The 26672-nt window shown below is 46.0% G+C and carries 19 protein-coding genes, 1 tRNA gene and 1 pseudogene; 12 read left to right on the forward strand and 9 right to left on the reverse strand.

All coding sequences use genetic code 11. From position 1 onward, the window contains the following. Nucleotides 1-41 precede the first annotated feature (41 nt). The gene (locus tag IEU85_RS01340) at nt 42-212 is read right to left on the reverse strand and encodes a hypothetical protein (protein ID WP_188354450.1); all 171 of its coding nucleotides are present in this window, start codon (nt 210-212) and stop codon (nt 42-44) included. A 54-nt stretch (nt 213-266) separates the two neighbouring features. Further along, nucleotides 267-340, reverse strand: a tRNA-Arg gene (locus tag IEU85_RS01345). 252 nt (nt 341-592) lie between these two features. Here IEU85_RS01345 and IEU85_RS01350 point away from each other — a divergent pair. The 4 genes and pseudogenes from IEU85_RS01350 to IEU85_RS01365 form a co-directional block, all read left to right on the forward strand. Then, a pseudogene (locus IEU85_RS01350) lies at nt 593-1933 on the forward strand (Na+/H+ antiporter NhaA); the annotation flags it as partial. A gap of 331 nt (nt 1934-2264) precedes the next feature. Next, nucleotides 2265-4289: an FAD-binding protein gene (locus tag IEU85_RS01355; protein WP_188354451.1), complete on the forward strand. Its 2025-nt coding sequence runs from the start codon at nt 2265-2267 to the stop codon at nt 4287-4289. Between the two features lie 77 nt (nt 4290-4366). Beyond that, nucleotides 4367-5296, forward strand: a complete 930-nt coding sequence (locus tag IEU85_RS01360; RefSeq protein ID WP_188354452.1) for a succinate dehydrogenase/fumarate reductase iron-sulfur subunit — start codon at nt 4367-4369, stop codon at nt 5294-5296. Nucleotides 5297-5358: 62 nt separating this feature from the next. Then, nucleotides 5359-6048, forward strand: coding sequence for an O-methyltransferase (locus IEU85_RS01365; RefSeq protein ID WP_188354453.1), 690 nt, complete (start codon nt 5359-5361; stop codon nt 6046-6048). 75 nt (nt 6049-6123) lie between these two features. Here IEU85_RS01365 and IEU85_RS01370 read toward each other — a convergent pair whose 3' ends face one another. Beyond that, the gene (locus IEU85_RS01370) at nt 6124-6552 is read right to left on the reverse strand and encodes an MGMT family protein (RefSeq protein WP_188354454.1); all 429 of its coding nucleotides are present in this window, start codon (nt 6550-6552) and stop codon (nt 6124-6126) included. 337 nt (nt 6553-6889) lie between these two features. Between IEU85_RS01370 and IEU85_RS01375 the strand changes: the two genes are divergently transcribed. After that, nucleotides 6890-7585, forward strand: a complete 696-nt coding sequence (locus IEU85_RS01375) for an LOG family protein (RefSeq protein WP_229714727.1) — start codon at nt 6890-6892, stop codon at nt 7583-7585. Between the two features lie 32 nt (nt 7586-7617). Here the strand turns inward: IEU85_RS01375 and IEU85_RS01380 are convergent, their stop codons facing one another. The 3 genes from IEU85_RS01380 to IEU85_RS01390 all read right to left on the reverse strand — a co-directional run bounded on the left by IEU85_RS01380 (nt 7618) and on the right by IEU85_RS01390 (nt 11354). Further along, nucleotides 7618-9264 (reverse strand): DNA-processing protein DprA, encoded by a 1647-nt coding sequence (locus IEU85_RS01380; protein ID WP_188354456.1) that lies wholly within the window; start codon nt 9262-9264, stop codon nt 7618-7620. A gap of 65 nt (nt 9265-9329) precedes the next feature. Continuing rightward, nucleotides 9330-10922, reverse strand: coding sequence for a YifB family Mg chelatase-like AAA ATPase (locus tag IEU85_RS01385; protein ID WP_188354457.1), 1593 nt, complete (start codon nt 10920-10922; stop codon nt 9330-9332). 6 nt (nt 10923-10928) lie between these two features. Beyond that, the gene (locus IEU85_RS01390) at nt 10929-11354 is read right to left on the reverse strand and encodes a YraN family protein (protein ID WP_188354458.1); all 426 of its coding nucleotides are present in this window, start codon (nt 11352-11354) and stop codon (nt 10929-10931) included. Nucleotides 11355-11494: 140 nt separating this feature from the next. Here IEU85_RS01390 and IEU85_RS01395 point away from each other — a divergent pair, with 140 nt between their 5' ends. Next, nucleotides 11495-12184 (forward strand): response regulator transcription factor, encoded by a 690-nt coding sequence (locus IEU85_RS01395; protein ID WP_188354459.1) that lies wholly within the window; start codon nt 11495-11497, stop codon nt 12182-12184. 178 nt (nt 12185-12362) lie between these two features. Here IEU85_RS01395 and IEU85_RS01400 read toward each other — a convergent pair whose 3' ends face one another. After that, the gene (locus IEU85_RS01400) at nt 12363-13241 is read right to left on the reverse strand and encodes a pyridoxamine kinase (RefSeq protein ID WP_188354460.1); all 879 of its coding nucleotides are present in this window, start codon (nt 13239-13241) and stop codon (nt 12363-12365) included. A gap of 250 nt (nt 13242-13491) precedes the next feature. Between IEU85_RS01400 and IEU85_RS01405 the strand changes: the two genes are divergently transcribed. The 6 genes from IEU85_RS01405 (at nt 13492) to IEU85_RS01430 (ending at nt 22814) form a co-directional block, all read left to right on the forward strand. Next, nucleotides 13492-14799 carry an O-acetylhomoserine aminocarboxypropyltransferase/cysteine synthase family protein gene (locus tag IEU85_RS01405; RefSeq protein ID WP_188354461.1) on the forward strand — a complete coding sequence of 436 codons (1308 nt, stop codon included), beginning with the start codon at nt 13492-13494 and terminating at the stop codon, nt 14797-14799. A 294-nt stretch (nt 14800-15093) separates the two neighbouring features. Then, nucleotides 15094-16596 (forward strand): MFS transporter, encoded by a 1503-nt coding sequence (locus IEU85_RS01410; RefSeq protein ID WP_188354462.1) that lies wholly within the window; start codon nt 15094-15096, stop codon nt 16594-16596. Between the two features lie 132 nt (nt 16597-16728). Further along, on the forward strand, nt 16729-17379 hold the full coding sequence (locus IEU85_RS01415; RefSeq protein WP_188354463.1) for a PH domain-containing protein: 651 nt from the start codon (nt 16729-16731) through the stop codon (nt 17377-17379). Beyond that, complete coding sequence (locus tag IEU85_RS01420) at nt 17379-19052, forward strand: PH domain-containing protein (protein ID WP_188354464.1); 1674 nt, start codon at nt 17379-17381, stop codon at nt 19050-19052. Before IEU85_RS01415 ends, IEU85_RS01420 begins: the two co-directional genes overlap by 1 nt. A gap of 181 nt (nt 19053-19233) precedes the next feature. Next, nucleotides 19234-20073 carry an ABC transporter ATP-binding protein gene (locus IEU85_RS01425; protein WP_188354964.1) on the forward strand — a complete coding sequence of 280 codons (840 nt, stop codon included), beginning with the start codon at nt 19234-19236 and terminating at the stop codon, nt 20071-20073. An 11-nt stretch (nt 20074-20084) separates the two neighbouring features. Beyond that, nucleotides 20085-22814 carry an ABC transporter permease gene (locus IEU85_RS01430; RefSeq protein WP_188354465.1) on the forward strand — a complete coding sequence of 910 codons (2730 nt, stop codon included), beginning with the start codon at nt 20085-20087 and terminating at the stop codon, nt 22812-22814. Between the two features lie 109 nt (nt 22815-22923). On the opposite strand, the gene IEU85_RS01435 is transcribed toward IEU85_RS01430, so the two are convergent. Beyond that, nucleotides 22924-23685: a response regulator gene (locus tag IEU85_RS01435; protein ID WP_188354466.1), complete on the reverse strand. Its 762-nt coding sequence runs from the start codon at nt 23683-23685 to the stop codon at nt 22924-22926. Between the two features lie 68 nt (nt 23686-23753). Then, complete coding sequence (locus IEU85_RS01440; RefSeq protein ID WP_188354467.1) at nt 23754-26654, reverse strand: sensor histidine kinase; 2901 nt, start codon at nt 26652-26654, stop codon at nt 23754-23756. Nucleotides 26655-26672: the final 18 nt, after the last annotated feature.

Here is a 26672-nt window from a genome sequence, read left to right on the forward strand (position 1 = left end):
CAAATGACATACTACACCAGACTTTGAATTATATCTTGGTATTAGCGCTGTGCGACACGTGTATCTACCCACTTGGTTACGGCATTATCTGGGGTCGCATTCGCATGAAATAGTGTCTGGAAACGCTTGTTAGCTAGAATCGGATTAACTAATGCTGGATCTAAATCATCCAAAATATCGGTAAGTGGACGATACGCTACTTGATAACCCAACTAGGTAGATGGAATAATAAAAAAGACCAAAACACGAAGCCTTGGTCTTATCGGTGCGCCAGACAGGATTCGAACCTGCAACCTTTTGATCCGTAGTCAAATGCTCTAATCCATTGGGCTACTGGCGCATGTTTACTTGATTGCTTCAAGCAACTCGACTAATATATCCCTCAGTGTGTACGAACGCAAATCGGCGTGTCTCAATGTGTAAGTACGACATATGTAGCTGTGGGCGTATAAGCGTATAGATAGCCGTTACAATAGGAATAGAGCACAAAACAGACAGTCAGTACTGTGACTGTGTGATGCGATATCAATATTAGTAAACTACTTATATAGAAGGGAATCGCGTGAAATTAGAGCAGACTCGAGCAAAAACAATGCAATGGTGGGCAGGGGTACAACGTATCGCTCATTCTGATACCATATCTGGTTTAATTATGCTTGGGTTTGCGCTTGCGGGGTTATTACTCGCTAATATCCCTTTTACGGCACATATATTTGAAACAATTGCCGAGACGCAGCTTGGTATACCAGGAACTAATATCGTCTTGCCAATTGGGCACTGGGCGCAAGATGGTTTGCTTACTATCTTTTTCCTTGTTGTGGGCTTAGATTTGAAGCAGGAGCTTACCACAGGCTCACTGGCAAATCCTAGGGCTGCTGCTGTACCAATGGCTTGCGCTGTGGGTGGTATGGCAGTGCCTCCAGTGTTGTTTATTATTGTCACGGCAACTTTTTCGCTATTTGGTATAGGCGCTGGAGTAGCTGGTTATGAGGCAGTAGCTACTGGGCAAGTGCATGCTTTCCAAGAGATTGCACAAGGTTGGGCGGTTCCAACAGCAACGGATATTGCGTTTTCGCTTACTGTTCTGGCGCTTTTTGCTAAAGCATTGCCTGGCTCCATTCGTGCGTTTTTGATGACTTTGGCCACTGTGGATGATTTGCTGGCAGTTATTGTTATCGCGGTATTTTTCTCGAATTTGAATGCATGGTATTGGTTTGTTGGCGTCATTGTATGTGCACTAGTATGGTCTGTGCTCGTTAAACGTCGTAAAGTACCATGGATATTAGTTGGTATTGTTGGCATTCTCGCTTGGGTGATGATGTTTGAGGCAGGCGTTCATCCAACGCTGGCAGGTGTATTAGTTGGTTTGCTTACCCCAGCAAGAGAGATTCACGGTGAGCATTCTCCTCGTGCAGAGCGGTACAAGGATAAGTTGCAGCCGTTCTCAGCGCTGTTAGCACTCCCGTTATTTGCGCTGTTTGCTACAGGTGTGCATTTTGAGACTGTTTCTTGGACCATGTTTATCTCCCCGGTAGTGCTTGGCATTATTGTGGCTCTGGTACTCGGTAAACCTATTGGCATTATGATTACCGCTTGGATAAGCACGCATGTTGCGGGTCTCAAATTGGCAAAGGGGCTGCGTGTGCGTGATTTATTCCCAGCAGCATGTGCTTGTGGTATTGGTTTTACGGTATCGTTCCTTATCGCCACGTTGGCATATAAGGATCCTGAACTTTCCGCAGAAGCACGTTTTGGTGTGCTAGTGGCTTCGTTACTTGCTGCTGCAATCTCCGGAGTGCTCCTTCATAGGCAATCGCAGCGTTTTGCACTTGCTGCCGCTGATCGTGAATTAGATGATGCTATTCGGCAAGCTGCTGGAGATGACAATATTGATGTCGAAGAAGTACTTGCTGATGGTAGTGTGACTATCAATATGGAAGCACTTAGTCCATTGGCAGTTGCACGCTATCATGCGCGCCATCCACAAGCTCAGCAGGCGGAGCACAGCATTCAGCAGTCTAACGATGATGCTGAATCTCAAAGCAATAGTGCTGATGTAGATACAGTACATGGTACTAGTCAAAACATCCAGCGCAATGTCACCACTCGTAAGTTTTGGAAACGCAAACGAGCATTGGGTAGGCAGGTAAGCGAGGAGGAGCTACGTAGGCGTAGGCGCAAGTACCGTCATCAGTAATGCCTAGTTAGTAACTCGGTGTACAGTTATCGTTGGTACGAGCCAAACTACGGTATGGAGGCATCACATGGGTACGCGAGAAGTGCACAAACACTATGATGTTGTGGTAATTGGTGCTGGTGCAGCTGGATTATCTGCAGTACTCGGATTACTTCGCTCTGAGGCTTATCAGCAAAGCGCAAAGCTTGGTCATACTCCTTCCGTATTGGTTATTTCTAAACTCCACCCATTGCGCTCACACACCGGGAGTGCTGAAGGCGGTATTGCGGCGAGCTTAGCTAATGTTGAACCTGATGATTGGCACTGGCATTGGTTTGATACGGTAAAAGGTGGCGATTGGTTAGTTGATCAGGATGCTGCACAGATATTAGCGCAGGATGCGCCAAAGACAGTGATTCGACTTGAGCATGATGGTGTTGCCTTTTCAAGAACAGCAGATGGGCATATTGATCAGCGTCGGTTTGGTGGTCATACTGCGGAGTTTGGTGGAAAAAGTGTACGCAGAACAGCATATGCAGCAGATCGTATTGGGCACCAAATTTTGCATAGCTTATGGCAGCAATGTGTGCGTTTAGGAGTGCAGTTTGCTGAAGAATGGTATGTAAGCGATCTTGTAATTGACAATCATCAGGCGCAAGGAGTGGTTGCTATTGACATGAGTACAGGCATTACTCATGCAATTGGAGCTGCACATATTGTGTTGGCAACAGGTGGAGCTGGACGTGTTTTTCACACCACCACAAATTCTTGGGATCTTACTGGCGATGGTATGGCATTAGGTCTTGATGCTGGTTTGCAACTTGAAGATATTGAATTTGTGCAATTTCATCCTACAGGCTTAGCACATACTGGTTTACTACTCTCTGAAGCCGCACGAGCTGAGGGAGGAACACTGCGTAATGCTCAAGGTGAGCAATTTATGCAGCGTTATGCTCCAGAACACGGTGATTTGGCTGCTCGTGATGTTGTTTCACGAGCAATTATGGCTGAAATAGATGCGGGTAGAGGAGTAGCAGATCCGACGTATGCTGACGATGTGCATGATTGCGTATGGCTTGATTTGCGTGCAATTGATGCAGATGCTTTGCGCTCAAAACTACCTGAAGTAGTATCAACCATTGAAACATATACGGGTCTCAATCCCCAGCATGATCTGATTCCAATTCGACCCACTGCACATTACACGATGGGTGGCATTCCGATTACTCTTAACGGAGAAGTATATAAGGTGTGCGATGGTATGCGGCAGATTGTACGCGGACTATATGCAGCTGGAGAGTGCTCATGCGTCAGTGTACACGGGGCTAATAGGCTTGGTGCAAATTCACTTCTCGATGCTTGTCTTTTTGGCACGCGTGCTGGGCAGACGATTGCACAGCAACTTTTGAATCAGATGCAAGAACGTATAGCTGATAGTACAGCAACAGTAGAAACATTAGATGCAGATTCATTAGATATAAATGTATTGGGTACAGCATCTTCAGATGAATCAGATGATGTCAACCATGCACAAGAGACCAGTGCTTCGTTACAAGCAGCATTCAATCGGCGCAAACAGTACATGGAAGCACTCTTGCAAAAGGCTCAAGCATATCAGGATGCGAGCCAGCTTGAAGATGAACAGCAAACTATAGTGCAATACGGGTCTGAAGAAAATGGTGCAGATAGTGCGGTCAGTGAGGCTTCATCTGATGAACAGGGTGGTAATGTGTATGCACTCATGCGCCGTATCGGTATCGTTATGGAACAAGCCGCCGCGGTTCGATGCAATGCTGAAAGTCTTGAACAAGGTCTTACTGCGCTTGATGTGTTGTCACTTGAGCTGCAACAATGTTATCCTCATACACCGGTTGCAGCGTACAATCAAGAGATTGTGGCGCTTATGGAGACACGGCATATGCTGGTATTAGCTCAGGCTATGTTGCAAGCTTCTCTATCAAGGCAGGAATCACGCGGATCACTGTCGAGAACCGATTTTCCGCATCGCGATGACGAGCATTGGTTACGACATTCTATGATTGACCGACATATGCAGTTGCAGTATCAGCAAGTGCATATTACACAATTCCCGCCAACCGAACGCGAGTACTAAGACAGTACGATTACACAGGAGTATGCAAACAATTGTCGGAGAAAAATCTAGTGCAACACCAACAATCTACAAAACAGATGTGGATTACCTTACGCGTGGCTCGCTTTACGCCTAAGCCTGAGCGCAAGCGTAGTAGCCGAGGAGCAAGTCCTTTCGCTAAACGATCATCGTCGCCATTTGGTGCTCCCACAGCAACTTCAACATCGAGCAAACGTATTCGTGGCAAACATTGGACGCAAGAATACCGACTTCAGGTTCGTCCAGAAGACACCGTGCTTGATATGCTACTTACCGTCAAGCGCACGGTAGACCCAACGTTGGCATTTCGGTATTCGTGTGGACATGGTATGTGTGGCTCGGATGCTGTAGCTATTAATGGCACACCGACATTACTGTGCACTGCTAAAGCAAGTCAGTGGGCTCAGCCAAAGAACCACGCTCAAGTAGATGACTTAGGATTTAGAAAAACTGCGCAGCCACAGCATGATGCGGAACAGTCAGCGTCAGCTGATTCGCGACATCAGGAATGGGTTATTGACCTTGCAGCACTTCCTGGATTTCCTGTAGTGAAAGATCTTATTGCCGATATTGATCCTATGATGGAGCAAATTAAACGGTTACAACCATATTTGCAAGCTGCAGGTAATCTGAAACGTACTGCAGAAGGCAAGATTGACGTTTTTGAGTATTTGCAAAAGCCCGAGGAATTAGCACAATACGAATTACTCAGCAATTGCATTGCATGCGGAGTATGTGAAGGAAGCTGCCCAGTGTACGCAGGAGGTGAGGCCTTTGTCGGTCCTGCGGCGATTGTGATGGCTTCACGTTTTATGCACGATTCACGCGACATTGCCGGCGAGCATAGACTTGAACAAGTGGGCGAGCCTGATGCTGCTCCAGCATGTCAATCAGTGCGCGCATGCTCACTGCATTGCCCTAAAGGTATTGATGTTGGTGAGGAGATCTGGAAGGTTATTCAACAGGTCGATCAAGCGCGGGCATCGTAGTGTGCTGTAATTATGTAGTATGCAACGTGCAGAACGCGTAATAAACGAGAGTGGAGAGTGTGATGGAACACAATGACGCCTTAAACCTTGCAAAGGCTTGGGAATATACGGATCGTCTTGCTGCAAGTGCTGAGCCAGCTGGTATTCAGGATGTACGCGATGATGCTATTGAGCTTGGGTTTAGTCCAACAAGTGCTATGCAAGCGCAATGGCTTGGAATGATGGCACACTTGCTTCAAGCAGAGTCAGTCTTATTGCTTGGCACTGGTAATGCAGTTGAAACTGCACAGCTGTTGATTGCTATGGATAGTGTCGGTATGCAGACGGCTGCAGGTCAGCTTACGGTTGTGGATTCTTCGCATCGTGGTGCAGTGCTGGTCCGTAGTGTGCCTGCCCGTTTGGAACAGCCCATCCGCACACGTTTGCGTGTGGCTAACACATCTGCTCAACTGTTCGTACCAAGGCTTAACGCTGGCGACTACGATGTGGTGGTGATTGATGGTGACCTCAGTAATTATGAGGATATGCTTGATCAGGCGCATCGCGTACTTCGTGATGGCGGTGTACTTATTGTCGCAGATGCATTTGCGCAGCGTGATGAGCAATCACAAGGCGGTGTGATCAATCCAGCTGATCACAGTAGTAAAGCGGTGCTAATGCGAGCATTTACCGAAGAGATTGTGCATGACGATCGATTTGCAGTGCATGTGCTTCCTATTGGCACTGGTATTATTGTAGCTGCAAAACAGTAGTGCTTGGCGCCTTGGGTGAGGATTCTGTGAGCGTGCACATCTGCGTGTATGCTCAGAAACCACTGCACATGTCTGCTAAGCGTTCCACTGATGGCGTTGCATATCGACAACCATGATGGGTTCTGAAGATTGTTCTGTTATAGAGACTCCTTGTTGAGATGAGGATGCTTTTGCACGCACTCTTTGAGTTGATGATTTGGCTGGGATAAAGGTTACGCCTTCTTCTTCAAGTAGTTTACGTTGTTCATCAGGTCCTCCAAAAGCAAAACCCGGTGCACAAGCGCCATTTTTGAACACTACGCGGTGGCAGGGTATAACGCCTGGTTGTGGATTGGCATGTAGGGCAAAACCGACATAGCGTGCTGAACGAGGAGCACCCAGCAGAGCCGCAATCTGACCATAGGTAGCAACTTTTCCTTTAGGAATTTGGCAGACAATACGATAGACCCGTTGTGCGAAAGAATCAGTATCATGGTTATGGTCTGGTTGCGTGGTAGTAACCATAACAAAGCTCCTAGTTTCATATATTTTAGTTTTTTGGTGGTTGAGTTGAGCATAGCATAGATGCGTTTGCCAGAGATGCTTTGTGACTGTTTTGTGGTTTGGAGATGAGCGTGCTCAAGTTTGTGCTAGTACTTCTGTACTAGTCTGTATGAGAGTATAAGAGTTGGTAGGAATGGTGTAATACCAATACGGCAAATTGTAGGGTAATAGTATGAACGATCAGTCAGACAAACAAGAGAGTGTACAAGAACAGCTAAGTGCGCAAGTGCAGGTTGGCGAACCGACGCAGTCAGTAGCACCATCGCATCAGGGAGCGTATTATCGCGGTCCCGTAATAATGCGCGGTGCGATGATTCCAGAACAAACATCGAGTGGCAATCTTATCAATCAGCATGATGATACTGATTGGCTACGGATGGATCCGTGGCGTGTGCTGCGTATCCAATCAGAATTTGTCGATGGCTTTGACGCATTAGCGAATATTGGTCCTGCTGTAACAGTATTCGGATCTGCTAGAGAGCGCCGTGGTACTGCTCTGTATCAACATGCCGAACGTATGGGTGAACTTCTTGCGGATCGTGGTTTTGCAACTATTACTGGTGGCGGTCCTGGAGTAATGGAAGCTGCAAATAAAGGCGCGTATCATCATGATGGTGTTTCAGTAGGATTAGGTATCGAATTGCCACATGAACAAGGGCTAAACGAATATATTAATTTGGGAATGACGTTTCGATACTTCTTTGTTCGCAAAACAATGTTCGTTAAGTATTCTTCAGGAGTGATTGTTTGCCCTGGAGGTTTTGGCACACTTGACGAAATGTTTGAGGTATTAACATTGGTGCAAACGCATAAGGTGACGCATTTGCCTATTGTGTTGTTTAATACTGCATATTGGCAAGGATTATTTGACTGGGTTAATACTACGCTTGTGGAATCTGGTAAGATTTCTCCACTTGATCCGAATTTAGTAATGCTTACGGATGACCCTGTAGCGGCTGTAGATTATGTTACTAGGCACACGCAGCGAGCATAGTGTGTGGGAATAATCTCACGCGCATCGTGCTCTTACAGCGTATCAATCTGTAGTTCAAGTTGCTGGTTTGGTAGTGTTGCCTGAATTGGTAATCCCGCTTGACTAGGTAATGCTGATTGGTTTGGTAGCTCTGGCTTGCTTGGCAATACTGGCTTACCATGTAGTAACGTGTGATGAGCACTTGTTACCGCAGTCTCAGTTGGCGAGGTTACGCGAGCAATAGGACGAATAGTTCCTTGCATAGTGCGTTCTATGCGCTGGTCTATTTCAAGTAATCCCAATGCTGCTAAGATATCGTGTTCGCTAAAACTGGGCTGTAATGTATTAAGCAATGTAGCCATACTGATACTGGTTGTGCCTGCTGTATCCAGCAGTTTCAGGATTTCTGATTGTACGCGTTGCTGTGCGGTGCTGCTGAGCATCGGCGCATGCGCTTCATGCAGCCAATCATCAAGCGCTTGAGGGTAGGGTAGTAGCGTAGCCTTTCCTTGGTAGACCAGCTCGTGGCAGCCAGTATGGTGACCTTTTTGAATATCCCCCGGCACAGCAAGTACCGGTCGTGCTAAATCGGCAGCCCATGTTGCAGTGTTCAGTGCGCCGGAACGAGCTTGTGCCTGCACAATAATAACCGTGGATGCGTATGCTGCAATAAGTCGATTACGCAGCAAAAAGCGGTGTGGTCGAGGTATTTCTTCTGGTGCCATTTCGCTGATAAGCGCACCATGTGCTTGCACAATCTGATCAAATAAGGGGCGATTGCGTACTGGGCCTCGATGATTCAGTCCTCCAGCAATAATGGCGAGAGTTCGTCCTGCTTGTGCTTCATCTTGACCTGTACTGCGTTCATGGCGTGCCTGAATACAGGCTGCATGTGCAGCAGCATCAATACCCATTGCTCCTCCAGAGACTACCGTGTGCCCGCGGCGAGCTGCATGTAAAGCGAGTTGCTGTGTGATACGTATACCTTCAGGTGAAGTATATCGTGATCCCACAAGAGCAATAGGTTTCGCGCACGCACTAAGTGTGTGTGCATCTCCCAATCCCCAAATACATAATGGTGCAACTGCATCGGTGCGCTGTGATAAATCATCCCATTGGTGAGGCCACAACATGCTATCAGGTCCAAGAATCCAGTATGTGCCATTGCAAGTAAGTTGGGCTTGTAATTGGTCAATATTATGCAGGGGCAGTTGTGCAAGTTGCGCTCGCCACTGTTCTCGTATCTGATGCCACCGCGTTAGTCCTTGCTGGTGTATGATTTTTCCCCATTGCGCACAACCGGCAATAAGTGCTTTATCGAGTAGTGCGTCGGCGGTGCATTGTCTAGCATGATATTTAGTTTGCTGGGTGTGATTACAATATGCTTGTATCTCCTCATGCAATGCTTTTAATTGTTTAGTATGGGTGAGTTGTGGTCGATTGTCGTTATAGCGTTGCTGCGTATCGTCTTGGAACTGACCGTTATGCTGCGCCAGCGATAACGCTGCATATTGTTGTATCGCTTCATACAGCCATTGCGGTAGGGATGAAGTAATTGGAGCAACTATCAGTGCAAGCGCGAATACTCCTGAACCAGCTCCCTGTATCAGTCCATACGCTAAACTATCGGGCTCCCCAATAGCCTTCGTCAATATTGCACGTGCCAATGTTTCGTTAGTAATATGTGGTGTTCCAGACATGATATTCCTTATTAGGCGTTCGACGAAAGATATAACAATATGCAAAACTCAGATACAAAACGCTCTTAGGCGTGAATACGGGTACGCAAGGATAAGCCAGCTGCAATATCATCTATAGTCGGCTTATCAGCATGACGAAGGTCGGCAATAGTCCACGCTAGTCGCAGTGCTCTATCCGCGCCACGTAAGGAAACTCGTTCCTGATCTAAGGCTTCAATGATCGGTAATAAGGCGTGACGAGGTGTATACTCACGCAGCCACTGACCAGAGGCTTGCCCATTACATGACCAACCCAATTCACGATACCGATACTGTGCTCGATTACGTGCTTCGCATACACGCTCGCGCAATATATGACTTGTCTCCTGTGGCTGCTCAGGGCTTGGAACAAATAAACTCTCTTGAGGAACTTCAATTTGAATATCAATGCGGTCAAGAATAGGTCCTGAAAGTCTGTTGAAATAACGTGATTTTTCTCGAGGACTGCACGAACATCGTCTGCCGTTGCCCCAATCATATCCGCATGGACATGGGTTTGCTGCAAGAATCAGTTGGATATGAGCAGGGAATGTGGTACTCATTTTAGCTCGAGCTACAGTAATTTGCCCGGTTTCTAAAGGTTCTCGAATGGTTTGCAGTACTCGTGGCTGAAATTCAGGTGCTTCATCCAAAAAGAGTACGCCATGATGTGCTCGCGTTACAGCTCCAGGTCGAGCAATGCCAGCGCCACCACCAACTAAAGACGCTGCGCTTGCTGTATGGTGAGGCGCTTCAAAAGGAGGGATATTACTAATACCAAATTGTCCGAGCGTACCTGCTAGGGAACGAATCGAAGCGACTTCTAGCTGTTGCTGTGTGCTGAGAGGAGGCAAAATAGTGGAAAAACGACTTGCTAACATGGATTTGCCTGTACCTGGAGGGCCTACCATCATCATATGATGCCCACCAGCAGCCGCAATAACAAGCGCATGCTTGGCCTGAGTCTGACCAATAACATCAACCATATCGCCTTGTAGTTGGCTGTGCATATCAGTGTTATCACCCGATAGGGTAGGCCGTGAATGAACTGCGCGCTCAAGATATTGATCACATAATTGGTCAATACTATATCGACGCTGTGCAGAGGCAGAACCAATACGTAGTAGATCAATGAGATCGCGTAAATGCTCAATACCGATAGCACGTATTTCTGGCACAAGTCTTGCTTCAGCTAAATTAGCCGCAGGCACGAGAGCATGCGTAATATGATGAGTTTTAGCAAAAAGCAGCATAGGTAAAATTCCAGCAATAGGTAGTACTCTGCCATCTAAATTCAACTCACCAAGAGCCACTACATGTTCTATAAGTGTAGGTGGTACTAATCCTTGTGCTGCAAGTATGCTCAATGTAATAGCAAGATCGTGTCCAGAACCTGTTTTTGGCACTGATGCTGGTGAAAGATTCACAGTAATGCGTGCACTTGGCCAAGGCAAGCCAGTCGCTGTAACTGCAGAGCGTACGCGCTCTCTGGCCTCTTGTAATGCGGTATCAGGCAGCCCAATAATAGCAAACTGAGGCAGCCCCGCATGAATACTGGTTTGCATGGTAAGCAGATATGCCTGAATACCCGTAAGTCCTATGGAGAGTGAAGATCCAATTTTTGTGCGTGCTGTTGTCATGATGCCTCACTCAGAAAATACATGTTCAATGCAGTCAACCTGTGGTTGTGCTAATTCCATGCACACGCGAATAGCAATAACATCAAAACGTATACCAGTATGTGGGTAATCACTACCGTGGATATACAACCACCATCGCGCAGTCTTTTGAATTTGCGATTGCTTACGTGCTGTTATCGCTTCTTGAGGAGTGCCATACAAGGTGCTTCTTCTGGTTTTTACTTCGATAAAACTCAGCATACCGGTTGGCGAAAGAGCGATAATATCAAGTTCGCCAAATCGATTCGACCAATTGCGCGCAATAATGCGCCATTGTTGTGTACGTAGCCAAAGTGCAGCGTAGGTTTCTCCGAACTGACCAAGTTGTTTTGCCGTGATTGTTGGATCATGCATTACTTGTGCCAAATGCTGTAAATCTTGAAAACTATTCATAGTATTAGTTCAGCAGAAGGTAATTGAGCTGTCATGTGTTGAAAGGATTGTGGACAAGTGAATACCCCCTATCCTTTTGTGAGCGTGTTGCGCACAAAAGTTGAGTATGGTAAGAGCTGAACATGGTTGGGGGTAATTTCATGGAGCAATTGGACTTTTCGATAGGGGGACGTTCGGGGGATTTGTCAATTGCGATAGTCGACAGTGACAATTTTGCGCTTGCATACTTGGCGCACCGGTTGCAAACATCAATGCCATTAGCAACTATCGTATGGACAGCGAATTCAGGCAATGAAACAGTAGAACGTTGTCTCACCGATCCGCGACCACGCATAGTGCTGATGGGAATCGGATACTCCGGTATGCAAGGCATGGGTGTATGTCGCACCATCCGAGCTCATAATGACACAACATCATTAGTGCTTTTTGCTCCAGTAGTAACTACCGAGCATCGCATGCGTGCTGCAGCTTCAGGCGCACAAGGTATTTATGCCAAACAAGTGGAGACTAATATTGAGCATATTATTGGGCGTGCGCAATCTGGTGCCGCATTGCAAGACGGGTTTATGTCTGTATCCGAGGCTTATCGGAAGCTGAGAGAGGCTCCTATTCCAAGACAGTTCCGTCTTTCTCCCCGTGAAGCTGCGGCTTTGGACCTAGCAAGCCGTGGACTAAGTATGGATCAGATTAGTGAGTATATGGGCGTTAAGCCATCCACAGTGAAAACTTTTGTTACTCGAGCTTCTCATAAATTGGGCGTGCAAACAGTGCGTCAAGCCATTGCAGTGTGGACTGAAAATTCTAGGTTTGTTGCCCCTCAGATGCGCTGAAACCTTAAACTAATATTAAGCTGATACAAAGCTAATATATACAAAAACATATAAAAATTAAGGGGACGCGCACTAATAGCTCAATAGTCTAATATTTAGAAAGCTAAAAGTACGCGCCCCTTTGCATTACTGTGGAACAACAATGCCATGCCACAGTACAATTGCTATGAAACAAAAGTTATTGCTGTACGAGTGCAGTCATTTCTCCAAGATTCAATTCAAAGCTCACACCGCGCTCAGTAAAGTTTGGCTGGTTGCGTGTACTTTGCATAGCATGGCGCACAAACTCACCTGCAATCTGGGCGCTTTCAGCAACGCTGCGACCAGACATTACTGCTCCGCACAGAGCAGAGGCAAATGCGTCACCCGTGCCGTGAATCATATAAGGGAGCTTTTCATGAGTGAGCAAAGTAAACTGATCGGCACCATCTGCTGCATTGGCTACCGCATTGCGCAAAGTACCATCCCCACGATCAATGCCCTTGAGAACAACATTTTTTGCGCCAAGATCAAGCAAAGTGCCAAGCCAGTCTACAATCTGCTCGTCATTGAGATTCTGACCAGGGTACTCACGACCAGTTAAAATAGAAGCCTCAGTAAGATTTGGCATGAGAATATCAGCGCCATCAGCAAGTTTTGCCATCTCTTGGCACAGTTCCTCGGTATAGGTCGGGTACATATGACCGCCGTCGCCCATAACAGGATCTACTAAACGCAAAGCATGTGGATATTCACGATACAAGCGCTGAATAATAGCTACTTGTTCTGCTGAACCAAGAAAACCGCTGTACACACCATCTAAATCAACGCCTTCTTGCTGCCATGCATCCAAATATCCTGCAAGAATCTCGGTAGTGTCATGGAAGGTATAGTGCTGATACATGGTGTGGGCACTAAAAAGTGCAGTTGGCACAGGACATACGTCACATCCTGCTGCAGAAAGAATAGGAATTGCTGCAGTTAGTGAGCATTTTCCGTAGCCACACATATCATGTACAGCTGCAATGCGTGGGATGTAAGTGGCATCACGCTGGTAAAGAACAGCATTGTTACTCATGCTGGCTTGCCTTTCTTTGTTGGTGATAGTTATGTACTCTACACTGTATCGCGCAAATTGTGTTCTAGCTTACAATAACCACATAATAAAAATACTTGACGTTTTTATGAAATTGAACAATTGCAGGCAACTGTAAAGCGTCATAACTTTTATCAATAACGAATTTCGATGTTTTACTGTTGTATTAAGGATTTGTCTTGTAAAGTCATGACTAAAGAGAACCAACCACTTCTAGAAAGAGGCATTTATTATGAGCAACCCACAATATCATTTTGAGACGTTGCAGCTGCACGCAGGTCAGGAGCAAGCAGATCCAGCAACTGATTCTCGTGCCGTCCCAATTTATGCTACAACCAGCTATGTGTTCCATGATTTTGATCATGCAGCAGCACGATTTGGATTAACTGATTCTGGAAATATTTATGGGCGTTTGACAAATTCTACCCAGGAGGCGTTTGAAAAGCGTATCGCAGCTCTTGAAGGTGGTACTGCAGCTCTTGCTGTTGCTTCTGGTGCAGCAGCTGTTGAATATTCTATTCGCAATATCACTCGTCAGGGTGATCATATTGTAGCTGCAAAGAATCTGTATGGCGGTACCTACAATTTGCTTGCCCATACTTTGCCTAATGATGGTGTTACTACCACATTTGTTGATTTGAATCCTGCATCATTTGAGGCTGCTATCCAAGATAATACTAAGTTGGTGTATTTAGAGACTTTTGGTAATCCAAATGCCGATTTGCCTGATTTAGAAGCCATTGCTGAGATTGCACATCGTCATGGTTTGCCAGTAATCGTGGATAACACGTTTGCAACTCCATATCTGTTCCGCCCTCTAGAGTACGGCGCAGATATTGTAGTGGAATCAGCAACAAAGTTTATTGGCGGTCATGGTACAACACTTGGCGGTGTAATTGTAGACGGAGGTTCTTTCAACTGGGCACAAACTCCAGGAAAGTATCCTACGTTGAGCGAACCTGACCCAAGCTATCACGGCTTGAATTTCTATGAAGCACTAGGTCCTGTGGCTTATGTAACACGTATTCGTGCTGTGTTGCTGCGCGATACTGGTGCTTGCATTTCGCCATTTGCTGCTTTCTTGCTATTGCAGGGCACGGAAACCTTGTCATTGCGTGTTGAGCGTCATGTCCAAAATGCATTAGCAGTAGTTGATTATTTGCGTACTGTTGATGTTGTTGAATCGATTAGCCATCCTTCACTTGAAGGTCGTGAAGATCATGAGCGGTATTTGCGTTATTTCCCTAATGGTGGTGGCTCTATTTTCACCTTCGATATTAAGGGTGGTAAGGATGCGGCTCGCGTGTTTATCAATAAATTGCAGCTTTTCTCATTACTTGCCAATGTTGCTGATGCCAAGAGTTTGGTAATTCACCCAGCTTCTACTACACACTCTCAGGAGACTGAGGAGGAGCAGTTGGAGCAGGGTATTCGTCCAGGCACCATTCGCTTGTCTATTGGTTTGGAGCACATTGACGATATTTTGGCTGATTTGCAGCGCGGTTTTGATGCAGTTCGTGCATCTGGATTGGCAAAGTAAGGTAGATAGTTGAGGCTCTGTAGCATTTGACTGGTTGAGCCGCTACACTAGAAGTAGTTTCCAATGAGGGCATGTAGTACATACTATGTGCCCTCATTTGTGTGTACATTATATGATCGCTATGCTGTGCAAAGTGCCGTGTAAAGCTGCAAATAGCATGGCATAACATGTATGCATACGAGCTTTGCTTGGCATAAGTGCAAGCAGTATTGATCATGCTTGCATGAGCAGATCCATGCTGTAATTGCTGTAGATTCCGCATGTAGAATGCAGTAGGGTAGCGGAGAGGAATATATGAGCCAACTAGAGACATTAGAGCAGACATTAGAACGCCAACAACAAACTACAACGACGTCTGTAGGCAATAGCAATGACCGTATTTCAGGCAAACTTATTGGCTCAATTTTAGCCGTTGGTTCTCTTGCATTTATTGGAATCTTGACAGAAACTGTAATGACAGTGCTGTTTCCTCAATTGATGCGCGAACTTCATGTAGGTACTGCGCAAGTACAGTGGATTACCACAATTTACTTGCTCTCTGTTGGTGTGACTATGCCAATTTCCTCGTATCTGAAACGAAAATACACGCTGAAATCCATTTTTGTTGCAGCAACTATTCTTGCTCTGCTCGGCTCGTGCATTATGATTGTTGGGCACTCATTCATTGTGCTGATTATTGCGCGCATTATCCAAGGTATTGGATCAGGTATTGCAGCACCGCTGATGAATAATATTATTTTAGAACAGTCCCCACGATCTAAAGTGGGACGTTTAATGGGTGTTGGATCTCTGGTGATTACTGTTGCTCCAGCCATTGGTCCGACTGTAGGCGGGGCGGTTACCAGTGTGCTGCCGTGGCGTGCTATTTTCGTTATGGTTCTGCCTATTATGCTTATTGCATTAGTGGTGGGGTTGATGTGTATTGAACAAAAAACTCCAACGCAGGAGGCTCGACTTAACCCTGTGCAATTCATTGCTATTATTGTGGGGCTTTCTGGACTGATTCTGGGGCTTAATCAAGCTGGTGTGGCTATTGCACATGCAGTGCAAGGTACATCGTTGACACCAAGTTTGCCGCTTGCAGTAGGTAGTATAGTTATCGGAATTGTGTCACTAGTGTTCTTTGGATATTCTTCAAGACGTGCATTTTCTCCGCTGATTCGTCTTGGTATTTTGCGCGATCGCGTGGTGGTATTGCATTTAATTGCATTTGCTATTTTGCCAATGGTGGGTATCGGTTTTGGATATGTGATTACTAATGTTGCTCAACTCGCTCTTGGTACTAGTGCCGTTGTTGCCGGTGCACTGGTGTTGCCTGGGGCGTTAATTGGTGCATTCTGCGCTCCTATTGGCGGCATGTTGCTGGATAAGTTTGGTCCTAGAAAACCAGTTATTGCAGCATTCTGCGGAGCTACAGTGGGTCCAGTTTTGCTGTTGCTTTGTTCACCAATACTTAATAGCGCTATGCTCGCTGGATTTTATTTTATTTTTGCACTCTGCTACGCACTTGGTTTTTCTAATATTATGACCAGCGCTTTAATGGATATTGAGCCAGCATTTGTGCCTGATGGTAATGCGCTATTCAACACCATGTTGCAATTTGGTGGGGCTGCAGGGACTACTGTTTTTGCAACACTGCTTACTGTGGCACAAGCTACTACGCAGCAGGGCAGTTTAGCATTTGCTCAAGCTACGCGAGTGGGGGCGGCTTGGTCATTTGCTCTGATGTGCGTGATTTGTGTTACTGCATTAGGTGCATTAATCATGGCATTCCGCATTCGAGCTAAGCGTGCATAGTACGCTTAACAATATGCCATTACGTATGCAGTTAGTGTGTTGCTGCTGTATATGCAAATACGAAGTAGTAATTGTATTTGTATATATGAGGTAATACACAGTGCTTAAAAGTGGTTGTGGTACAGTGGATGCATGAGTTCCAGCACGCCGCATTTGTTTCCCCAATCCGAAGCGTCTGCAACAGAGCATACGGATGCCAATACTGAGTATGAAAAAATACGGGATATTACTGAACACAGCGCAGCACCCGGGACGCCTACTCATGCGCAAGAGCAGGTTATCGCAGCAACACCAATTGATCGGGTGATGTGGCGTCCACTGCCGTATGAGATTTGTCGTGTATGGCGTATGCGGTTATGGATTGGTTACGCGCTTGCGCTTATTGTGCTTGGTGTGATTTGTGGTGTGTTGTGGTATCAACATTGGCTCCTACCATGGGGAATTATTCCAGTATGTGTGGTAGCAGTATTGCTACTTATTGGCGCTATTACCGTGCCATTTAGAGTGCGATGGCGTTACTCCTTTACTGCATATGCTATTGATGAGCATAATATTTGGATGCGCGACGGCTGGTTTATCAGGGAGACGCAAATCGTGCCGTTCAATCGCGTACAACATCTGAGTACTAGCCAAGGTCCATTATTGCGCCGTCAGCATCTTCGCGAGGTTAGTGTGCGAACAGCTATGGGTGTTCATACTATTCCAGCATTACAAGAAACTCAGGCGAATCAAGTGGTAGATACCGTTAATGAAAAGGTATTGCGCTCGCGAGAGGAGTTGTAGTGGATAGTACGGCACATTCATCTCGCACAGCCTCACTTGCCCAGCTAGCACAACGGGTCTCTTCTTGGGGACAAACTGACTGGGCGGATGGAGCATGGCATCGTACGCATCCTATTAATTTGTGCAAAGAATTTATTGATGCAATTCGAGGTAGTTTTTCTTTGCTGGTAACTCTTATAGCAATTCCGATGATAGCGGATTTTCCTTCGTACACGCTTGGTATTGCTGTAGGACTGTGGTTTGCTGTCGGTTTGATTAACGCATGTATAGCTTGGTCGACGCGATATTACAAGCTTGATCAAGAGCAACTGAGTGTCCGAGGTGGTGTATTCAAAAAATATGAGGATAGTATTCCTATCGGTCATATTCATGCGTTGAATGCTATAGAGCGCCCGTATATGCGTCCTTTTGGAGTGATGAGTATAACGATTTCTGCTGCGGGTGTGGATGCTGATATTGCGCTTCATGCGGTGCCTATTACACTCTACAAAGCATTAGAATTGATGCGTATTGAACAACAGACACAGCTTGATAGGCAAAATCAGCAGTCCACGTCTGATGAGCAAGCGTCTTTGGACACTGCGCGACAAGCAGTTGGAGCGCTGGTTTATCCTGGGCTGCAATCCAGCCAGCATGGGCATCGAGTATTTGTTGCTTCTATGCGTGATATTGTGCTGTTTGCTATTACTAATATGAGTATTGTTGCGGCACTTATCGTGTTGTACGGATTTATTGACAATATCGAACATATTGTTCCATCGCAATGGGCGTCTCAGGCATCAAAGACTATTGAAACTACTGTTATGCACAATGCAGTTACTATTGTACTTGGCATACTGGGGCTGATTATCGTAGTGGGATTTTGCTCAATTATTATGGCACTGCTGCGTTGGTACAATTTTGAAGTCTGGCGTGACGGCGACAATATTACCTTGGTTAAAGGCGCACTTACTCGTGCAACTTCAACAGTTTCTGTAAAGCGTATTCAAGCAGTAGCTATTGAACAAAGTCTTATGCGAAAGGTCTTCCATTTGTGTACAGTGCGTGTAGTTATGGGATCGTTTGATTCGCAGCAGGAGACTGATCAGCATAGTACACGCGGTACAGTGGTACTTATTCCTGTAATCCAAGAGCGTCGTGTTGATGAGATTTTACAGCGCATTATTCCTGAATGGCATGTGCGTTATCAGGATCGTAGTGATTTCAAGCATACGGGGCGTGGGCTAACTCGATACTATATGTTGGCGCCATTACTCTGGTCTGTTGCATTGCTTGCAGCTTGGGTAATACTTGCCGTAGTTACTTGGTATGAAGGCGATTGGCATACCATATATGATGAATTTGTAGTGGTACTGGTTGTAGCGGCAGTTTGGCCGCTGATGGCACTTTGGTCGCTGATTCGTAGATATTGTGCTTCTCGTACTGATGGTTTTGCATTATTAGAACAGCAGATGATTTGTTATCGCACATTCTCAGGTAAATTTATGACGATTGTTACGCGTCGGTCGCGCATTCAATCGGTATGTAGGCGAGTTCCGATTTGGCGAGTGAGAGCAAGTCGTATTGGTTCATTGCGCATGCCCATTGCATTATCGCAATCTGATATTACCTTGTATTGGCATGCGTTAAGTTTGCAGGATACGGATACTCTTATGAAATGGGTTATTCGCTAACAGTACCGCCTTAATACTAATTCTGGGTGTCATTCTTAAGGATGACACCTTTTTCATTGAGCATAGCGTTTTGTCTCTATGCTCTTTACAAATTCACTCCTAGGCATGATAGTGCTGCATGGTGTGTTTTATTACACTCGAAACTATTACAGCACTAAAAGGTTTTGAGATTGGGGGAATGATGGCCAAGCGCACTTCTGTTCCTGAAACAGCATTAGGTTTGCCACATGTTGCCGTTGAAGCAGTTGGATTAACAAAAGTATATGGTTCTGGTAACACTGCAGTGCACGCATTGCGTGGTGTAGATGTAGCATTCGAGCGTGGCAAGTTTACAGCAATTATGGGTCCTTCCGGTTCAGGTAAATCTACAATGCTTCACACACTTGCTGGACTTGATACGGTTACTAGTGGTCATGTGCTGATCAGTGGTAAGGATATTACTGCGCTTAATGACAATCAGCTGACATTACTGCGTAGACGTTCTATTGGCTTTATTTTCCAGAGCTTTAATTTATTGCCAATGTTTACAGCTGAGCAAAATATTGTAATGCCACTGACTTTGGCTAATAAAAAAGTTGATAGAGCATGGATGCACACACTAGTGCAAACATTGGGGTTGCAGGAGCGTTTGCAGCACTTGCCTTCTGAGCTTTCTGGTGGTCAGCAGCAGCGTGTTGCCATAGCGCGTGCACTGATTAGCAAACCTGCTGTTGTATTTGCTGACGAACCAACGGGGAATCTTGATTCGGTTTCCAGTGCCGAGGTTTTGGGCTTTCTAAAGCGCTCTGTGCGGGAGCTTGGACAAACAATTATTATGGTCACTCATGATGCTGTTGCAGCAGCACATGCTGATCGTGCTCTAGTTTTTGCAGACGGCAATATTATTGCGGATGTGCATGAGCCACAGGTTGAACAAATGAATACACTTCTGCTACAAGCTCGCGGTAATGCTGTAAGTGAATATGCTCGTCCTACTACTAGTACTCAGATTCCAGTGCCTCCAGTTGCACAAACTCGATAGGAGTGATACCCATGTGGAAGATTACAAGAAAACTTATGGGCGCTAATGCTCGTATGCTTATTCCCGCGGGCATTGCAATATTCCTAGGATCTGTATTTGTAACGTGTGCACTGTTGTTTGGCAATGTGCTTGATGTGTCTATGCGTCAGTCATTAACTGAGCAGTTCGGTGCAGCTAACTACATGATTAGTGTTGACGAACATGCAAAAGAGACTCCTCAAGAGCAGAGTTTAGATCTGAATAAACTTACAGCAATTGACCATGTTGAAGGTGTGCGTCAAGAGCGCTCACTAATGCTTGATCTAGGCACTCCATCAAGTACTAAGCATGTAACTAGCATGATTACGCAGATGGGTGATGTTGATTCCATGAATCCTGTACAAGTACAGGAGGGGGCATTGCCTCAGTCAGCAGATGAGATTGCGGTTCCAGAAAGTTTTGCCAAGCAGCTTGGTGTCACCCTAGGTAGCACAGTAACTGTTGCTGACCCAGCACAGTCTGATCATAGTATGGATCAAGAATATACGGTTACCGGTTTTACTGCAGAAAATAATTCGCAATATGCCTATTATGGTGGTGTTGCGTTGCTTAATCGCCAAGCAATGGATCGCTATTTTTCTGTCAGAGGTGCTGCAGCAACTGATGATGCAGACGTTCAAGAAGAGTTGGCACATAGTGATGCGCAGGTAGAGGATACTCCTGCATATTTCCCATCAGTGTATGTACGTGTTGGGGATTTTCCTAAAAATGCTGATGGGCAAACTGACTATGCTGATGCTGCCCAAGTAGAACGTAAATATGCAGATACTCTGCAAGCTATCAAAGATATTATGCCAAAAGGCACGGTACTTGAATCGCGCACGCAGGTTGCCGACCAACGTTTGAAGAATATGGGCGGTGGTGTATCAGGCGCAACTACAACATTTTTGATGGTATTCGCGGTACTTGCTATGTTTGTAGCAGCTTTGGTGATTGCTAATACTTTCCAAGTACTTGTTGCCCAGCGTAAACGCATTTTGGCATTGCTACGTACTATTGGCGCCAAGCGCGGACAAGTATATCGTTCAGTAATTCTAGAAGGCGCGATACTTGGTATTATTTCCACCATACTTGCGGTGCTGGTAGGCATCGGGCTTATGGTATTGATGATTGTGCTAATGCCAAGAGACAACAGCATGTTTGGACTTATTGCATTGCGTGACTTAGGGCGTGTTATCACGCCTAGCGCTGTGTTTATTCCAATTGTTTTTGGCACTACTGTCACCATGATTGCATGCACAGGTTCTGCACGTGCTGCAACGCGAGTAAGCCCCCTCGAAGCATTGCAGAGTGTGGATACTCTTGAGCAAGTTTCTAAGGGTAAATTGCGTTTAACCTTTGGCATACTGTTTATTGTGCTTGGCATTGGCGCTGCTGTTGCATCTATTGTCGGTGTGAACGCGCTCAATGATCCTGCAAATAGTAATAATGCAGATAGTAACAATCTCTACAGCATGTATCTGCTGATTTCGATGGCAGCATGCATGATAGTGATGATTGGCATGCTCATGCTTACGCAGCGTTGGGTTCCTGCTATGCTCTCTGGTGTAGGTACGATAGTCCGTCGTATTGGCGCATCCTCCCGAGTAGCTTCGGCCAATCTCAAGCGTAATCCTAAGCGCGTAGCGGCAACCAGTGCAGCATTATTGATTGGCGTGACGCTGATTGCAACACTGAGCACTGGTGCGGCAAGTGTGCGTCAAACATTATCTACAACACTTGATGAGCATTATAGTGTTGATGTAATTGTCAATAAACCACAAAGCACGCTTACCAGTAAGCAGCGCGATGCAGTAGCAGCAGTAGATGGTGTTAGTGGTGCAGTACTGGTGAATTATGTAGATATGCTTACGCCTAAAGGCAATACCATTCGCTTGTATGCGCCAACTTCTCAAGACCAACTCAATACGGTAATGAATGAGCATACTGGTGTGATGCCTGAGCAAGATCAGCTTATTATTCCGCAGTCGTACACAGAAGGTGAGGACCCTTCATGGAAAAACGGTCAGGAATTTAAGCTTACGAACGCTGATGGTACTAAAACACTTACGCTCACTACGCATACGGCTCCGTATCGCAGCCTGACTTCGGGCACCGTGTACTATGCGATGGTGAGTCCGCAAGATTTGCGTGAAGCGCATATTGAGTATGCCGGCAATGAAATTTGGGCTAAAGTTGCCAACAAAAATGACGCCACAGCAGCTGTTAATGCTATTCGACAAGCACTTGGCGATCAGCAGGATATTATTGTCGGCGGTTCTGTAGCGGAGCGCAGTTTATATGACCAGATGATTACCGTTATTTTGCAAGTGTTGTTGGCGCTTATTGCAGTAGCTATGATTATCGCTATTATTGGTGTAGCCAATACGCTGTCACTGTCGGTAATCGAGCGTACACGTGAATCAGCAACACTACGCGCTATTGGCATGACACGTGCACAACTACGCAAGTCACTCGCGATAGAGGCCGTAATGATTGCCGTAGTAGCGGGCATTGTCGGCATTATTGTTGGCACACTTTTCGGATGGCTTGGTACCTATATTGTGTGCTCACTTATGGGCAAAGTCTCCTTCGCTTTTGATTGGCTTACCGCTGGAGCGATTATTGTCGGCGGTATAGTGTGTGCACTACTGGCGAGTATTTTGCCAGCGCGCAGGGCAGTGCGAACCCCTCCCGTGGTTGCCCTAGCGCAAGCTGACTAAGGCACATAACATACAGTATTTAGATAAACAGCCTCTAGATTCGATACAGGAAGTATCGCCTCTAGAGGCTGCACTGTACGTATATGACTAGAAAGCAATACGCTAAACGTTACACTAAATGATTTTCATAGGCAAAAACCACTGCTTGCACGCGATCTCGAGCATGAATCTTTTGCAAAATATGAGCAACATGCGTTTTGACCGTTGGCAGCCCAATATACAGCTGGTCAGCAATTTCTTGATTACTCAATCCGTGTGCAATCTCAACCAATACTTCGCGCTCGCGGTCGGTGAGGAGTTCCAGCTCAGGATCGGTGTAGTAAGGAGTAGAAGATGACATGGAAGACTGAGTAGACTGCGTAATTGGTGATTGTTGATGCTGGCTTGCCGGCTGAGTCTGTTCGAGAGCGGTGCGTGCAACATCAGGGTTCATCGTTCCCTGATTCATATGCTCGATAAGGCGTTTTGTAGCAGTTGGGGCGATAATGGCATTGCCTTGATACACAGTACGAATAGAAGCAAGTAGTGTTTCTGGTTCAGTATCTTTGAGCAAAAAACCACTAGCTCCTGCGCTAATTGCTGCCATGACATATTCGTCTAAATCAAAGGTAGTTAGCATAATAACGCGCGTAGTCTCGCTAATAGCGCTTATACGCTCGGTGGCTGCAATACCGTCCATATTGGGCATGCGCACATCCATGAGCATAATATCTGGTTGTTGCTGTTGGACAAGCTCGACCGCTTGTTCGCCGTCAGCCGCCATACCGACAACATGTAAATCTGGCTGTGAATCGATTACTAACGAAAATCCAGCGCGTACCAGTTCCTGGTCATCTGCAATACCTACTGTAATCACTGGATGATCCTGCATAATCCAACTTTCTCTACGAGATTGATGTGCTGACCACTATTGTAGCGCAAGTATGCCATGTATTGGACTTATTGTTGGATAGGTTTAAGTGGTGCATGATTGACTGTAGTAGAGCTATCGGTATCACTAGTATCGCGCAATACTCTTAGCAGCGCTCGCATGCGAGCTAATGCGTCTCTTCCAAGAGTAGCGATATCAGTGAATACTTGTGCTACTTGCTCACTGTAGTCAGGCTGATGTGCGCTATCTTTTGATAACACATCAGCATTCCAGGTTTCTAGCTGGGTAAGTCCGTGTTCCGCTTGGTTAATTACTGCATATAAGGTGTCAGTAACTTCCTGCTGAATTTGTGAAGCGATATGATTGCGCTCCATATTAGCAGCCAAAGTTACACGTTGCTGCTGAGAGGCCAAGAGGGCCTGTTGCTGTGCTTGCAATACCCATAAATTTGTATTTCTACTTTGTCGAATAAGTCCTGCTGCAATAGCAATAGTGCAGGTGAGCATATTGGCAAGTGCTACAGCAACTGTGGCGATAAGGATATTCGTCAATGGGGGATAATGAGATGATGCGCCATCTTTACCATACGTAAAGAGTGTGTAAGTTGCTGAGAACAATCCGTATGGTAGATCTGATGCAAAAGCCATGTATCTTAAGGCAGCAATAGTGCAACCGAATGCGCTTAACGGATATACCCAGAGTTTTGCAGTTTTTGGGCCATAGAGCATGACGGAGTATAGCGAAATACAAACTACGAATGTGCTACTTGGCCACCAAGATAAGAATATGCAGTGAGCAATGGCTAATGATCCAATAAGTGCAGCGCTCAGTTGCGGCATACGTCTGCGCAAAACTAGAGGCCCTATTTCTATAATCACGATTATGACATCAACCCAACGCCATTGAGGAGTTAGAGGACTGACTTCGCTGACATAATATACATTGATAGTAATGAGGAATATCGCAAGGATTGCATCCATCACCATATAGTGTCGGCTAGTCCATGAGGCGAATCGTGCAATAATGCTGGACTCTTGAGTAGCGCGAATAACTGGTTTGTGAGGGTCAATGGTGCGAGGCTGGCGCATTATTTGGCGTAGGGTATTAATTACAGATTTAATAGATTGAACGAATATATTGCAATACTGTGCAATAGATTTGCGTAGTGCGTGTGGTTGATCGGTGCTTGATTGTGTGGCTGCGTTTTGAGATGTTGTTAGAGGATCATGAGGCTGCGAACTGTGCGTTGGTTGACTGTGCATATTTTGATGTTGCAATGTTTGCTTTTGCATAGATGGTGAAGATAGCAATGTTGGCAGCGATTGAGACTCAGACAGTGATAATCCATTTTCAGAATTTTGCGCGGCAAGTGGAGTAGATGAGAGTGTAGGGGCAGCTGACTCAAAAGGGATACGCGCATGGACTACGAAACCGCCTTGAAGCTGAGGGGACGCTTCAAGAGTGCCTCCACAAGCCTCTACACGTTCTTTCATACCCAATAAACCAAAGCCGCTAGTTTGCTCTTGCTGATTGATTTGTTGCGTTACCCCTCTACCATCATCACGAATAGTGAGTTCGAGTTGCCCCACGCTCCAACGCTCAGAGCAGTCCACGTGTACGCGAGGACCGGCATGCTTACGAATATTACTCAGTGATTCTTGAACGACACGATATGCCGTAGTTGAAGCGGCTGCAGATAATTCTCTAGGCTCCGGTGTGCCTTCGATTGTGTGGGTAAATGTGCAGTCTGGAGAGGCAAGTTGGGCTTGGCTGATAAGTTGAGGAATATATCGATACGTTGTTGCAGAGCTTGTAGTAGTGCTGTATTGCGAGTGCTGGCGTGATTGTTCCAAGGTTTGGGGTAGCGCGGTTTGGTTTGAAGTATCTGATTGTACTAGATTTTGCTTCGACAGAGTTTGTGGATCTTGCGTCGCCTGTTCAGGAGGCTCTTCAATGGTCCCTAGTAATTCGTGCATACCATCTAATGCTTGATGGCTTTGCGAGACGATAGTTTGCATGGTATGCAGCGCAACCGGTAGATTATGAGCTCCTGCAAGACGACCAGCATCAGCTTGCACAATAATAATAGAGAGGGTATGCGCTACGACGTCGTGCATATCGCGGGCAATTCGAGCACGTTCAGCAAGACGAACTACTTGCGCTTGCTGCTGTAAATTTGCAGCTAATGTAGCAGTTTGTTCTTGTAATAATTGGGCTGTGTGTTGCCTTGATCGATGCCATAGTGCGACAATAATAACAGTGCTCAGCAGCGGCGCGAGCATAATACCTACGACTGATGATGCCACAATATCATGGACACAACCTGATGCATCAAATTGTCGATGGTCAGGCAAACACGAATATACATGCGTATTGATACGGGTACTCTCTGGTACAGCGAGTGGGCCAATAGCAGTTGTAATAGTAAGTACTACTGTGGTAAGCAGTACCATACCGTAGGCACTGATAAGTAAAGGAATAAGCTGGCGTTTAGGCAATCGGACGGTAATAGTGTATACCAGCACAAGTGCATACACATCAGAGAAGACCAGAGCTGGACCAAATACTAATTGTAAAAGTGCTAGTGCAATAAACGCGTACGATGCCTGCACTGGGCGCACGCGGCGTATACACACTGGCAGTATGAGTATCCAGTTCCACCACATCCAGTATGAGGGATCAGAAAAATTGGTGTCTGCTGACAGATCATTATCATATGGGAAAATAAGTCCCGGGCTCAGTGTGCGTACTGCTCCAACAGTGCTGATAAACGTAATAAACACTATGCTGAGTGAATCAATAACCAAAGGCGATTGCACAATATGCAGTATGTGGTGTACCAAGCGACGTAGCACCTCATTGCGCGTTGGTTGCTGATGAGAGTGCTGGTTAGGTTGCGCTTGCTGTTGCGCACGCTGTTGCCGCTGTGAGCGTCCTGGTTGCTGATGTGGTACTTGGATATTGTGCACACTAGTAGTCTACGGTGT

This window comes from Galliscardovia ingluviei (genome assembly GCF_014635685.1).
GTDB classification, from domain to species: Bacteria; Actinomycetota; Actinomycetes; order Actinomycetales; family Bifidobacteriaceae; genus Galliscardovia; species Galliscardovia ingluviei.